The sequence below is a fragment of the Paeniclostridium hominis genome, assembly GCF_014306135.1.
Taxonomy (GTDB): domain Bacteria; phylum Bacillota; class Clostridia; order Peptostreptococcales; family Peptostreptococcaceae; genus Paraclostridium; species Paraclostridium hominis.
The window spans coordinates 87,069-100,229 of record NZ_JACRWD010000003.1 but is presented as its reverse complement, the minus strand read 5'-3'; the positions used below and the strand labels follow the sequence as shown (position 1 = coordinate 100,229).

The window sequence follows — 13,161 nt, the reverse complement described above, 5'->3', positions numbered from 1 at the left end:
ATGATTAATATAGATATAGCATGAAATACGTATTATGAATTAAAGAAAGGACGATACACATTGACAATAACACTACCTCAAAAATTTTTAGAAGACATGAAGGAAATACTTAAAGATGAGTATGATGATTTTATAAAAAGTTATGAAGAACCAAAAACAACTGGATTAAGAGTTAACACCCTAAAAATTAGTAAAGAAGAATTACTAAATTTAAATTTATTTAACTTAACTCAAATTCCTTGGGCTAATGAAGGATTTTACTATGATGAAACTGTAGATAGACCGGGAAAAAATCCACTTCACGAAGCAGGAGCATATTACTTACAAGAACCATCAGCTATGAGTGTTGTACCAAAAGTAGATGTACAAGAAGGAGATAAGGTGCTTGATATGTGTGCTGCTCCAGGTGGAAAATCTACATATATATTATCTAAATTAAATGATACAGGACTGTTAGTTTCAAATGAAATAAATCCTATAAGAATAAAAGCTCTAGGAGAAAATTTAGAAAGATTTGGAGCTAAAAATTGTATCATAACTAACACTGATTCTAACAACTTAAGAAAAGTATTTACAGGATATTTTGATAAGATTGTAATTGATGCTCCTTGTTCTGGACAAGGTATGTTTAGAAAAGATGAAGTAGCAATAAAAGATTGGTCATATGCAAAGGTACTAGAGTGTCAATCTATACAAAGAGAAATAATAAGAGATGGATATGAAATGCTTAAAAATGGTGGGATATTAGTATATTCAACATGTACATTTGCAAAAGAAGAAAATGAAACTATAATAAATGAATTTATAGAAGAATTTGAAAATGCAAAACTAATAGAAATGGATAGAGTATGGCCTCATAAAGTAAAAGGAGAAGGTCATTTTGTAGCAAAAATACAAAAACTAGAAGATGAAGACTGTAATACTAAAGAGTTAAAAACAAAAAGATTAGATAAAGAAATAAAAGATTATAAAGATTTTGAAAAGAAGTTTTTAAATGTAAATATAGGAAATAAATTTGATTTAAGAGGAGAAAACTTATATCTAATTCCAGAAGAATCTCCAGATACAAAAAAATTGAAGGTATTAAGATATGGACTTCACTTAGGAGTATTAAAGAAAAATAGATTTGAACCATCTCATGCACTATCTCATTATCTAAAATTAGAAGATGTAAAGAATGTAGAAGAATTCAAAGTTGATGATAATCAAATTTTAGACTATTTAAGAGGAAATACAATAAATACAGGAAAAAGTAGAGGTTGGGTCTTAGTATCAGTAGAAGGAGTTCCTATTGGATGGGGAAAAGAATCAAATGGAGTATTAAAAAATCATTATCCAAAAGGACTTAGAATAAATTATTAATTAGTGTGTGAAAACAATGTATTTGTAGAGGATTAATTAAGTGTTTTGACGAAATTAAGTATCATATAAATAAAAGTACTTAATTAACGCAGTATGGAGGAATGATATGAACTATAATGAAGCATTAAAATATATACATGAAAGTCATAAGTTTGGAATGAGATTGGGTCTAGACAATATAAAAAAATTATTAGAGCTATTAGGAAATCCTCAAGATAACCTTAAAATAATACATGTAGCTGGAACTAATGGTAAAGGATCAACATGCTCATTCATATCAACGATATTAAAAGAGAGTGGATACAAGGTTGGATTATATACATCTCCATTTTTAGAAACTTTTACAGAAAGAATAAGAGTTAATGGAGAAAACATCCCTGAAAATGAAGTAGCTAAGATAGTGAAAATAATAAAAGAAAAGATAGAAGTCATGGTCAGCGAAGGATATTCCTATCCTACTGAGTTTGAAATAGTAACAGCAATGGCATTTTATTACTATAATCAAGAAAAAGTAGATTTTGTAGCTTTAGAGGTAGGGCTTGGAGGAAGATATGATGCTACTAATGTAATTGATAAACCATTAGTAAGTGTTATAGCATCGATAAGCTTAGACCATACAGGAATTCTAGGAGATACCTTAGGAAAAATAGCTTATGAAAAGGGTGGAATTATAAAAGAAAATTGTACAACTATATCATACCCACAAAAGGAAGAAGCAAAATTAGTTATAAAAGATATATGTAGTGAAAAACAATCTAAATATATAGAATGTAATTTTGACGATATAAATATAAAAGAGTCAAATGTTAATTATCAAAAATATGACTGTATTGTAAATGGAAGAAAGTATGAAAGTCTAGAGATAAAATTAATTGGAGAGCATCAAATAAAAAATTCTGTATTAGCTCTTAATGTTATAGATTATATTAAAGAAAATGAAAATATTAATATATCGGAAGAAAGTATAAGAAAAGGGTTAATTGAAACTAAGTGGCCAGGAAGAATAGAGAAAATTAAAGAAAACCCTATGTTTATAATAGATGGAGCTCATAATGAAGAAGGGGCTATGTCTTTAGCAAAGTCTATAGATAAATATTTTGAAGGTAAAAATAAAATTTTAGTAATAGGTATGCTTGAAGATAAAGATATAGATTCAGTATTAGAGATATTAATACCTAGATTTAATAAGGTGATAACAACTATACCTGATAATCCAAGAGCAATAGATGCTAATAAACTTAAAGAAAAAATAAATAAGTTTAATATAGAAGTAGTTTGCAAACCTAATATAAAAGATGCAGTTACTTACGCTTTAGATAATTCTAATGAAGAAGATGTAATAATAAGTGCAGGATCTTTATATATGATAGGAACTGTTAGAACAATAATTAATAATATGTAACAAAAAAGAGTTTGAAAATGAGATTATAATACCTCAGCTTCAAACTCTTTTATTATTATTTAGATAATTGATCACGTAATGCCTTAGATAATTGGTCAGGACAAGATGTAGATTTGCCTCCGCAAGGTATTCCTGCTAATTTTTCAGCTATCTCATCTGCTGGTCTTCCTTCGATTAAATGTTTAAGTCCTATTAAATTACCAGGACATCCACCTACAAAATTAACACTTTTCACTATGTTATTTTCATCAATATCAAATGTTATTTCTTTACAACAAACCCCTGATGGCTTAAAATTTACTTTCATTTATAATTCCTCCCAAGTTGTGTTAAATAAATAATATCAAAGAATGACAATCTATTTCAAGAACAAAATTAGTAATAAGACAAGTATTTAAAGCAATATACTATGGTAGTACAATTTATTAGTAAGGAGGTTTTATTTTGAAGCTATATACATCTAATTATTTATCACAAAGCATAAGTGTCATAGATTATAAAACTCTTAGTTTGGAGAAAGAAATAAACCTAGGACCAGATATATATCCTCATCATTTTTGTATAGATAGAGAAAAGGATATAATATATATACCTAGTTCTTTTGATGGAGTGTTATATGTTTTTGATATGAAAAGTGACAAGATTATAGATTCTGTATCTATAGGCGGAAATCTTAGTCAAGTATCTCTTTGTGAAAATGAGTTATTTATAGCAAATGAGGATTCTAACAGTATATACGTTTTAAATAAAAATACATTAGAACCTATAGGTGTTATTAGCGTAGATAATATGCCTCATGGGTTTGCGTTTGATAATAAATCAAATAAATTATATGTGCCATGTATAGATTCTATATTGTGTATAGATATAATAAAAAAGTGTATAGAAAAGAAGATAAATATAGACTATAAAGCATGGCATATAAGAATAGATAATAAAAAGGATTTAATATATACTTCTACCTTAGATGGTAAAATAATAGTTTTAGATAAGTATGAATTAAAGATAGTAGATATTATAGAGAATTTATTAATACCTGTTGAAATTTGTATAGACTATGAAAATGAACTTATATATATAGCAGATTTAGGATATAAAGCTATAAGGATTTTAGATTATAATACATATGAGTATTTAAACTGTATAAAAATTGATGGAAATCCTCAAGGATTAGAGTTATCTAAAGATAACAAATATTTATTTGTAACAGATACTACTAATAATAGTATAAAAGTATATAAAACAAATGAAAATAAGTTAATGGATGAAATCAAGGTAGGAAAAGAGCCTACTACTATTATATTTGTGTAGGCTCTTTTTTACTTGTAATAAGCAAGTCTATTACTTCAGCATACATATAAGATGCGTTCTTTTTCCAATTATCACATATTAGTTTAGCTTGTTTTTCGGAAGACACATTTAAATTTAAATCTATTAGGTTAGATTGATTTTCAATAACTCTTAGATTTACTATGTATTCATTATCACTTTGTCTAACAAAACTAGATTTAACTTGAGTATCAGCTAATAAGTTTTCTTTGTTTAATTTAATGTATTCATCTATCTTTTCCGTAATTTGAGCAGGAATCCTAGATAGGAAATATTCTAGAGCTTCAATACCCTTTTGCGTTAAAGTATAATACTCCTTATTTGAATCTTCATATATTTTTAAGAAGTTAGAATCCATAAGTTGTGATAGAAATTGCTGTAATGAAAAATAATTCATTACCTCTGTCTCAAGAATAACTTGAGTAATTTGAGAATTAGTTAAATCCATATTTGTTTTTTGTAAAACATATAAAATTAATAACTTATGGTAAGCTAATTCTTCAGATGAGTTTTCAAACATAATATCATCCTCCGTGTAATGTTTCTATATAATTATATTAAACTAAAACATATAAAAATAAAAGTACAAATTAAGAATTACGTAAGCCCATATATGTGATTTTTATATGCAATCATTCAAAAAGGCTACCTATACAGGTAGCCTTTTTCCTTGATGTCTAATTTACTACTTATTTGCCAGCCATTTGTTTTTCTGCCATTTCTACTAGCTTTTTAGTCATGTATCCACCTACATAACCATTTTGTCTAGCAGTTAAGTTACCTTTGTCTATTGATTCATAGTTTGATAAACCTAACTCATTAGCTATCTCTAATTTCATTTGATTTAATGCTGCTTTAGCTTCTGGAACGGCTTTTCTAGATGATGATGACATAGTAAATTTCCTCCTTAAATGTTAGATGTCTTACGATAACAATTGTGTTGTTATCGTTGATATTAATTTAACCAAAATAAAATTTTATATTCATATTTAAAAAATTTTATTTGAATTTTTTATTGATCTTTATTTTTCTATCTTTTCTTATACCTTCCTGTATTCCATGGGCCTCTCTTAGGAAATGAGTACTATTTAATTTTACACTTCTTTGTTCATTATTTTCAGCTTTTCCTTTTAATACACCAAATTCACTTCTTAAATTATTCAATATAAACACCACCTTTATAATGTATTACAATTAATTTTCCCAATTAACAAAATTAATTTAGTAGTAATTTTTTGAAAAAATAAACTTGTAGTAAAGTAGTTATGAATAAAGAAATTTTATTTTTAATATGGATAACGTGAATTTTTTAGACACTTAAATAAATATAAAAATTTAGGTTCAAATATTTTTTAATATAATCTATATAGTATAATATATTTTATAAATAAGTGTTTTTAGGGAGGTTATGATGTTTTCTGTACCAGAAACTAAAATTGTAAAAGACGTAATGAGTAAGAAATTCGTATTGGTAGATGAGAATATTACTTTAGGGCAAGCTATAGATTTAATTGTAAAAGAAAATGAAAGAGAGATTATGGTTGATGATGGAAATGGGGGCATCAAAGGAATAATATCTCTGACAGATATATGCAATTTATCTGCAAAATGCAAAGATTATAAAAATGAATTAGTAAAAAATATTATGAGTAAAGATTTAATATTTATAGATATGTATGCAAAATTAGATGAATGCAGAAATATAATGATGAAAAATAATATAGGAGTATTACCTGTTTTAGAAAATAAAAAATTAATAGGAGTAATAAATCAAAGGCATATAAGAGATTTTTTATACATGGAACTAGAAGATTATGGAATAACTATTAGGCATATTATAGGTGAGATAAAAGAAGGTATATGTGCTATTAATACAGATGGAAAAGTAGTTCTTTGGAATAAGTTTATGGAAAATAGATATGGAATAAAGTCAGAGCATGTGGTTGGAAAGAGTATAGAAACGTATCTTAGAGCAACTGTATCATCTAAAGTTTTAAAAACTAAAACTAGAGAAAGCGGTATATATAAAATTGAAGATAGTGATGTTTACGGATTGGTAGATGCAAATCCTATATTTATAAACTCTGAATTTGTAGGAGTTGTATGTACGGAAGTTGATATAACTGAAGCTAAAAAGCTTTCTCAAAAATTAGATAAAGCAAATGATAGATTAAAATATTTAGAAGATGAAGTGAAAAATTTATCAAAAGGAAGTTTTGATAATATTTTAGGGAGAAGCTATAAGTTAGAAAGAGCGAAAGAAGTTGCAAAGAGGGTATCAAAGACTACTAGTAGTATATTTATATATGGAGAAAGTGGAACAGGAAAAGAAGTTTTTGCAAGAGCAATACATGATTATAGCGAAAGAAAAGGTCAATTTATACCTGTAAACTGTAGTGCTATACCATCAGAATTATTTGAAAGTGAATTTTTTGGTTATGAAGCTGGAGCTTTTACTGGGGCCAATAAGAAAGGTAAGATGGGTATATTTGAACTTGCTAAAGATGGTACTGTATTTTTAGATGAGATAGCAGATTTGCCATTAAGTATGCAAGCTAAATTACTTAGAGTATTACAAGAAAAAGAAGTGAGAAGAATCGGGGGAGAAACAAATATAAAAATAGATGCTAGAATTATATCTGCAACTAATAAAAATTTACAAGAATTGGTTGAAGCTGGTAAGTTTAGAGAAGATTTATACTATAGATTAAATGTAATAGAAGTAGATTTGCCTCCATTAAGAGAAAGAAAAGAAGATATATTACTATTAGTAGATAAATTTATAGAAGAAATTTGCAAATCTAATAATAGAAAAAAATTAAAAATAAGCAAAGAATCTATGGATATCCTTCAAAGATACAGTTGGAAAGGTAATATAAGAGAGTTAAAAAATACTATAGAGAACATAGTTGTATTATCTAGAGGGAATATAATTGAGAAAGATGATATACCTATGTACATTGTAGAATCAAGCGATAAAAATAATATAAATGAAGATTATCCTCTAGATTTAAATCAAGCAATAAGTAAATTAGAGATAAAAACTATAAAAAAAGCATTAGAAATGGCAAGTGGAAACAAAGCTAAAGCCGCTAAAATATTAAATATACCAAGAACAACTTTATATTATAAAATAGAACAATACAATATAAATGTGTCTAAAAATAGACAGTAGACGAAAAACTGACATTATTTAAAGTTAACTTAAGGGGTAGTTATATAGAGGTCTGTGATAAAAATAACTAAATATTTTTACAAATGATTTTGTAAAAGTGTCAGAAATTAGACGGCACAGGTGGGAAAACGTAATTTGTTGGGATTTTTTGATGATAAATAATATAAAGTAGGTATTTTATATGAATATAAAAGTGGGAAAAGTGTCGAAAAATGTTATTTTATAAACAAATAAATGATTTATTATCAAAAAAATAAATAACATTAAAAAGTTGGCATGGTAATTGCTAATAATAAAATAGTGTTAAATAAAATAGTCAGGGGGTAGAATCCATGATGCTTAAGATAGAATTAAGACAGCATGTAGGGGCTCCGTGTAAACCGATAGTTGAGGTAGGAAGTGAAGTTAAAAAAGGACAACTTGTAGCTGAACCTCAAGGATTAGGTGCTAACATACACTCTAGTGTTTATGGTAAAGTAGTTGATATAACAGACTCTGCTATATTAATAGAAGCGGATGAAAATCAACCAGAAGAATTTGTAAAGATTAAAGAAACTGAAAATAATCTTGAAGCCATAAAAGAAGCAGGTATAGTTGGTGCAGGAGGAGCTGGTTTTCCTACACATATAAAACTTAATGTAGATCTTACAGGAGGTTGCATAATAGCAAATGCAGCTGAATGTGAACCAGTACTTGGGCACAATGTAGAACTTATGGAAAATAATCCTGAAATAATAGTAAAAGGATTAAAGTATATGCTTGATATAACTAAAGCAGATAAAGCATATATAGCTGTAAAGCCTAAGTATAAAAAAGCAATATTAGCTTTAGGAAAAGCTTGTAAGGATGAACCAAATATAGAATTAAAATATTTACCAGATATGTACCCAGCTGGTGATGAAAGAGTAATAATAAGAGAATTATTAGGAATAACTCTTGTACCAGGACAACTTCCAATAGAAGCTAAAACTGTAGTTTCTAACGTTGAAACAATAAAGCGTATAGTAGAAGCAATAGAAGAAAGAAAACCTTTTATAACTAAGGATATAACTGTTGGAGGAAGAGTTGTAGGGGCAGAAAATCATGGCAAGGTATTTATGGATGTTCCAATAGGAATGCCTGTAATAACATATATACAAAAATGTGGTGGATTTATAAAACCTTATGGAGAAATAGTTTTAGGAGGACCTTTCACAGGAAGACATGGTGAAGAGGAAAGCCCTATCACTAAGACGCTAGGAGGAATTTTAGTATCAATGCCACTTCCACAAGAAAGCAGAAAGTTAGGAATAATAGCATGCGAATGTGGGGCACAAGAAGACAGATTAAAACAAATAGCCTCTTTAATGGGTGCTGAAGTTGTAGCTGAAGAAAAATGTAAGAGAATGACAGAGGTAAATGGTAGATTTAGATGTGATTTACCAGGTATATGCCCAGGTCAAGCAGAAAAAGTTCTTAAGTTAAAGAGTCAAGGAGCTGAAGCTGTACTAATAGGTAACTGCGAAGACTGAACAAACACAGTTATGCAAGTGGCGCCTAGGTTAGGTTTGCCTGTATACCATAGTACAGACCATGTATTAAGAGCTTCGGGACATAGATTATATAGAAGAAAAAAATAATGCTAGGAGGTATTAGAAATGTCAATAACTGTAGAAACAGCTAAAGCTCATGCTAAAGATCCAGCGGTTTGTTGCTGTAGATTTGAAGCAGGGACTGTGCTAGAACCATCAAATTTAGAAGATCCAGCAATATTTGCTGACTTAGAGGATTCAGGATTATTAACAATAACTGATGATTGTTTAAAAATAGAACAAGTTTTAGGAGCTAAATTAACTAAAACTGTTGATGCTTTAACTCCACTAACACCTGATTGTGTAGAAGGTATAGTTGTAGAAGAAGAAGCTAAAGAAGAAGTTAAAGTTGAAGAAGTTAAGGAAGTAGCACCAGTTGCTTCTGTAGCACCTGTAGCTCCAGTAGCAGCAAGTGGACAAACTATAAAAATACATATAGGTGAAGGTAGAGATATAAACTTAGAAATACCTCTATCAGTAGCTCAAGGTATGGGTGTAGCACAACAAGCAACACCAGTTGTAGCTGAAACTGTAGAAGCTGTAGAAGTTAAAGCTGAACCTGTTCAAGAAGCTAAAGCAATAAGAAGCTTAACTAAAAAGCATTTTAAAATAGACAAAGTAGTTTTCGCTGAAGAAACTAAAATAGAAGGAACTACTTTATATTTAAGAAAACCAGAAGAGTTAACTAAGGAAGCTGTAGATTCAGAAGAATTAGTTGTTGATATGAAACTTGAAATAATAACTCCAGCTGAATATAACAAATATAGCGAAACTATAATGGACGTTCAACCTATAGCTACTAAAGAAGAAGGAGAAATAGGTGAAGGTGTAACTAGAGTGATAGATGGAGTTATAATGATGGTAACTGGTACAGATGAGAATGGAGTTCAAATAGGTGAATTCGGTTCTTCAGAAGGTGTACTAGAAACTAATATAATGTGGGGAAGACCAGGTGCTCCTGACAAAGGTGATATATTCATCAAAACTCAAGTAACAGTTAAAGCAGGAACTAACATGGAAAGACCAGGACCTTTAGCTGCTCACTGTGCATCTGATTATATAACTCAAGAAATAAGAGAAGCTTTAAAACAAGCTGATGAATCTTTAGTAGTTGATACTGAAGAATTAACTCAATATAGAAGACCTGGTAAGAAAAAAGTTGTTGTAGTTAAAGAGATAATGGGACAAGGGGCAATGCATGATAACTTAATATTACCTGTAGAGCCAGTTGGAACATTAGGAGCTAAGCCAAACGTTGACTTAGGAAACGTACCAGTTGTATTATCTCCACTTGAAGTATTAGATGGTGGTATACATGCATTAACTTGTATAGGACCTGCATCTAAAGAAAACTCTAGACATTATTGGAGAGAGCCATTAGTAATAGAAGCTATGCATGATGAAGAAATAGATTTAGTAGGTGTTATATTTGTAGGATCTCCTCAAGTTAATGCTGAGAAATTCTATGTATCTAAGAGATTAGGTATGATGATAGAGGCTATGGGTGTTGATGGTGCTATAGTAACAACTGAAGGATTCGGAAACAATCATATAGACTTTGCTTCTCACATAGAACAAATAGGTAAAAGAGGAGTAGCTGTAGTAGGTGTAAGTTTCTCAGCTGTTCAAGGTGCTCTAGTTGTTGGTAACGAATACATGAAATACATGATAGATAACAATAAATCTAAACAAGGTATTGAAAATGAAATATTATCAAACAATACATTATGCCCAGAAGATGCAATAAGATCTTTAGCAATGTTAAAAACAGTAATGGGTGGAGAAGAAGTTAAAGCTCCTGAAAGAAAATGGAATGCTAACGTTAAATTAAATAACGTTGAATTAATAGAAAAAGAAACTGGTAAGAAAATAGATCTTGTTGAAAACGAGCAAACATTACCAATGAGTGAAAAAAGAAAAAATATATACGAAAAAGACGCTAAATAGTAAAAGACGTTAATTGATTATGGAAGGATGAATGAAAATGGATAGATTAAAATATATATCAACTGAAAGAATGTATGAAGGAGTAATAGTAGAGATAACTGACGGTGGGGTCACTATAGACTTAAAAGGCAGATTAGGCCAATTTAAAATACCGAAAAGAATGCTTATAACTGACTATGAACTTAAGCTTGGTCTTGAGGTTGGATTTATGTTAAGTTATCCAGAAGTATTAAGTCCAGAACCTAATCAAAAATATGTTGACATAATAGAAAGAAATAAAAAAATAAACCAAGAGGATTTAGATAAATAGAAGGGAGAGGAAAAATATGAGCCTTACAACAATAAAAGGACTTCAATCTGAAATATATGTTCCGATAACACCTCCTCCAGTTTGGACTCCTGTAACTAAAGAATTAAAGGATATGACTATAGCTTTAGCTACAGCAGCAGGTGTACACTTAAAATCTGATAAGAGATTTAACTTAGCAGGTGACTTTACTTATAGAGAAATACCAGATACAGCAACTACTGATGAGATGATGGTATCTCATGGTGGATATGATAATGCTGACGTTAACAAAGATATAAACTGTATGTTCCCTATAGATAGATTACATGAATTAGCTAAAGAAGGTTTCATAAAATCTGTAGCTCCAGTTCATATAGGATTTATGGGTGGTGGTGGAGACCAAACTAAATTCACTGAAGAAACTGGTCCTGCTATAGCTAAAAGATTAAAAGAAGAGGGAGTAGACGCTGTAGTTCTAACAGCTGGCTGAGGTACTTGTCATAGAACTGCCGTGATCGTGCAGAGAGCAATAGAAGAAGCTGGTATACCAACTATAATAATAGCAGCTCTTCCTCCAGTAGTTAGACAAAACGGAACTCCAAGAGCAGTTGCTCCATTAGTTCCAATGGGTGCTAACGCTGGTGAACCAAACAACGTAGAAATGCAAACACATATATTAAGAGATACTTTAGAGCAATTAGTTAAAATACCATCTGCTGGTAAAATAGTACAATTACCATACGAGTACGTAGCTCAAGTATAATAGATAACATAGCCCTTCTCTATAATTAGAGGAGGGCTTATATAAAAGGTGATATACGTGGAAGAGAAAATACTTAGACGATTAGTCATTAAACCATTTCATATAAATAATGTTGAATTCAATGATAAAATCTCAATTAAAAAAGGTACTCTATCTATAAATAACAATTACATAAAAAAAATTCTTAAACAGGAAGAATTAATAACAGATATAAAAGTAGATATAATCAAGCCTGGAGATTATGACAAAGAAATTAATACCATAATGGATATAATTCCTATATCTACAAAAGTTTTAGGAAGACTTGGAGAAGGAATAACACATACTTTGACAGGTGTATATGTAATGCTTACAGGAGTAGATGAAGATGGAAGACAGATGCATGAATTTGGTTCTTCTGAAGGAATATTATCAAAGCAGATGATATTTGGACGAGCAGGAACCCCTTCTGTTAACGATTATATAATACATTTTGATGTAACTGTTAAAGGTGGTTTACCATATGAAAGAAAGCTTCCATTAGCAGCTTTTAGAGCTTGTGATAAATTTATACAAACTATAAGAGAAGATTTAAAACAGCAAGATGGAAGAGATGCTACGCAAGTTCGTGAATATTTTGACAGAATAAGACCGAATGCTAAAAAAGTTGTCATAGTAAAACAAATTGCAGGACAAGGTGCAATGTATGATAATCAGCTATTTTCTCAAGAACCTAGTGGCTTTGAGAATGGTACATCAATAATAGATATAAAAAATGTGCCAATGATAATATCACCTAATGAATATAGAGATGGTGCCTTGAGAGCTATGACTTAATGAGGTGAGATTATGGGAATAGGACCATCAACCAAAGAAACATCTCTACACCACTTTAGAGATCCACTTTTAGATATTGTAGGGAATGACAAAGATATAGATCTTTTAGGAATAGTAGTAGTAGGAACACCACAAGATAATAAAGATAAAGAATTTGTTGGACAAAGAACAGCTGCATGGCTAGAAGCTATGAGAGCTGATGGAGTTATAATTTCTTGTGATGGGTGGGGAAACTCACATGTAGATTATGCTAATACTATTGAGGAAATTGGAAAAAGAGATATCCCACTAGTTGGACTTACGTTTAATGGAACACAAGCTAAGTTTGTGGTTACCAATAGATATATGGATACAATAGTAGATTTTAATAAATCAGATGAGGGGATAGAAACTGAAGTTGTCGGCGAAAACACAGTAAATGAGTTAGATGCAAAAAAAGCACTAGCTTTTCTAAAATTAAAAATGAAAAATAAGAAATAAAAAAATTAATATATAGGGGGCTGTACA

Annotated in this window: 12 protein-coding genes and 1 pseudogene; 9 read left to right on the top strand and 4 right to left on the bottom strand. The window is 29.7% G+C overall.

From position 1 onward, the window contains the following. The first annotated feature begins 66 nt into the window (after positions 1–66). Complete coding sequence (locus H8891_RS10205) at positions 67–1,362, top strand: RsmF rRNA methyltransferase first C-terminal domain-containing protein (RefSeq protein ID WP_408637164.1); 1,296 nt, start codon at positions 67–69, stop codon at positions 1,360–1,362. Positions 1,363–1,468: 106 nt separating this feature from the next. Next, complete coding sequence (locus tag H8891_RS10200) at positions 1,469–2,764, top strand: bifunctional folylpolyglutamate synthase/dihydrofolate synthase (protein WP_187006374.1); 1,296 nt, start codon at positions 1,469–1,471, stop codon at positions 2,762–2,764. Between the two features lie 55 nt (positions 2,765–2,819). On the opposite strand, the gene H8891_RS10195 is transcribed toward H8891_RS10200, so the two are convergent. After that, positions 2,820–3,071 (bottom strand): TIGR03905 family TSCPD domain-containing protein, encoded by a 252-nt coding sequence (locus H8891_RS10195; RefSeq protein ID WP_187006373.1) that lies wholly within the window; start codon positions 3,069–3,071, stop codon positions 2,820–2,822. A gap of 137 nt (positions 3,072–3,208) precedes the next feature. On the opposite strand from H8891_RS10195, the gene H8891_RS10190 reads away from it, so the two are divergent. Continuing rightward, positions 3,209–4,075, top strand: a complete 867-nt coding sequence (locus H8891_RS10190) for a YncE family protein (protein WP_187006372.1) — start codon at positions 3,209–3,211, stop codon at positions 4,073–4,075. Here the strand turns inward: H8891_RS10190 and H8891_RS10185 are convergent. The 3 genes from H8891_RS10185 to H8891_RS10175 form a co-directional block, all read right to left on the bottom strand. Then, the gene (locus H8891_RS10185; protein WP_147546774.1) at positions 4,062–4,613 is read right to left on the bottom strand and encodes a DUF4364 family protein; all 552 of its coding nucleotides are present in this window, start codon (positions 4,611–4,613) and stop codon (positions 4,062–4,064) included. The genes H8891_RS10190 and H8891_RS10185 overlap by 14 nt on opposite strands. A 169-nt stretch (positions 4,614–4,782) precedes the next feature. After that, positions 4,783–4,986, bottom strand: coding sequence for an alpha/beta-type small acid-soluble spore protein (locus tag H8891_RS10180; protein ID WP_187006371.1), 204 nt, complete (start codon positions 4,984–4,986; stop codon positions 4,783–4,785). 106 nt (positions 4,987–5,092) lie between these two features. Next, positions 5,093–5,257: a hypothetical protein gene (locus tag H8891_RS10175; protein ID WP_187006370.1), complete on the bottom strand. Its 165-nt coding sequence runs from the start codon at positions 5,255–5,257 to the stop codon at positions 5,093–5,095. Between the two features lie 247 nt (positions 5,258–5,504). Here H8891_RS10175 and prdR point away from each other — a divergent pair, with 247 nt between their 5' ends. From prdR to prdD, 6 genes and pseudogenes are all read left to right on the top strand, one after another. Then, positions 5,505–7,268, top strand: coding sequence for a sigma-54 dependent transcriptional regulator PrdR (gene prdR / locus H8891_RS10170; protein ID WP_187006369.1), 1,764 nt, complete (start codon positions 5,505–5,507; stop codon positions 7,266–7,268). A 332-nt stretch (positions 7,269–7,600) separates the two neighbouring features. After that, a complete protein-coding gene (gene prdC, locus H8891_RS10165) occupies positions 7,601–8,887 on the top strand; it encodes a proline reductase-associated electron transfer protein PrdC (RefSeq protein ID WP_187006368.1) in 1,287 nt (428 codons plus the stop codon). Between the two features lie 18 nt (positions 8,888–8,905). Continuing rightward, positions 8,906–10,786, top strand: a complete 1,881-nt coding sequence (gene prdA, locus H8891_RS10160) for a D-proline reductase (dithiol) proprotein PrdA (protein ID WP_187006367.1) — start codon at positions 8,906–8,908, stop codon at positions 10,784–10,786. 37 nt (positions 10,787–10,823) lie between these two features. Continuing rightward, positions 10,824–11,096 carry a CBO2463/CBO2479 domain-containing protein gene (locus H8891_RS10155; protein ID WP_055340599.1) on the top strand — a complete coding sequence of 91 codons (273 nt, stop codon included), beginning with the start codon at positions 10,824–10,826 and terminating at the stop codon, positions 11,094–11,096. 16 nt (positions 11,097–11,112) lie between these two features. Continuing rightward, positions 11,113–11,838: a D-proline reductase (dithiol) protein PrdB gene (gene prdB, locus H8891_RS10150; RefSeq protein WP_147546764.1), complete on the top strand. Its 726-nt coding sequence runs from the start codon at positions 11,113–11,115 to the stop codon at positions 11,836–11,838. A 57-nt stretch (positions 11,839–11,895) separates the two neighbouring features. Then, positions 11,896–13,134 (top strand): annotated as a pseudogene (gene prdD / locus H8891_RS15335) (proline reductase cluster protein PrdD). Positions 13,135–13,161: the final 27 nt, after the last annotated feature.

Coding starts and splice junctions, on each gene's coding strand:
- H8891_RS10200 (WP_187006374.1), top strand. CDS start 1,469: ATGAACTATAATGAAGCATTAAAATATATACATGAAAGTCATAAGTTT.
- H8891_RS10195 (WP_187006373.1), bottom strand. CDS start 3,071: ATGAAAGTAAATTTTAAGCCATCAGGGGTTTGTTGTAAAGAAATAACA.
- H8891_RS10185 (WP_147546774.1), bottom strand. CDS start 4,613: ATGTTTGAAAACTCATCTGAAGAATTAGCTTACCATAAGTTATTAATT.
- H8891_RS10180 (WP_187006371.1), bottom strand. CDS start 4,986: ATGTCATCATCATCTAGAAAAGCCGTTCCAGAAGCTAAAGCAGCATTA.
- prdR (WP_187006369.1), top strand. CDS start 5,505: ATGTTTTCTGTACCAGAAACTAAAATTGTAAAAGACGTAATGAGTAAG.
- prdA (WP_187006367.1), top strand. CDS start 8,906: ATGTCAATAACTGTAGAAACAGCTAAAGCTCATGCTAAAGATCCAGCG.
- H8891_RS10155 (WP_055340599.1), top strand. CDS start 10,824: ATGGATAGATTAAAATATATATCAACTGAAAGAATGTATGAAGGAGTA.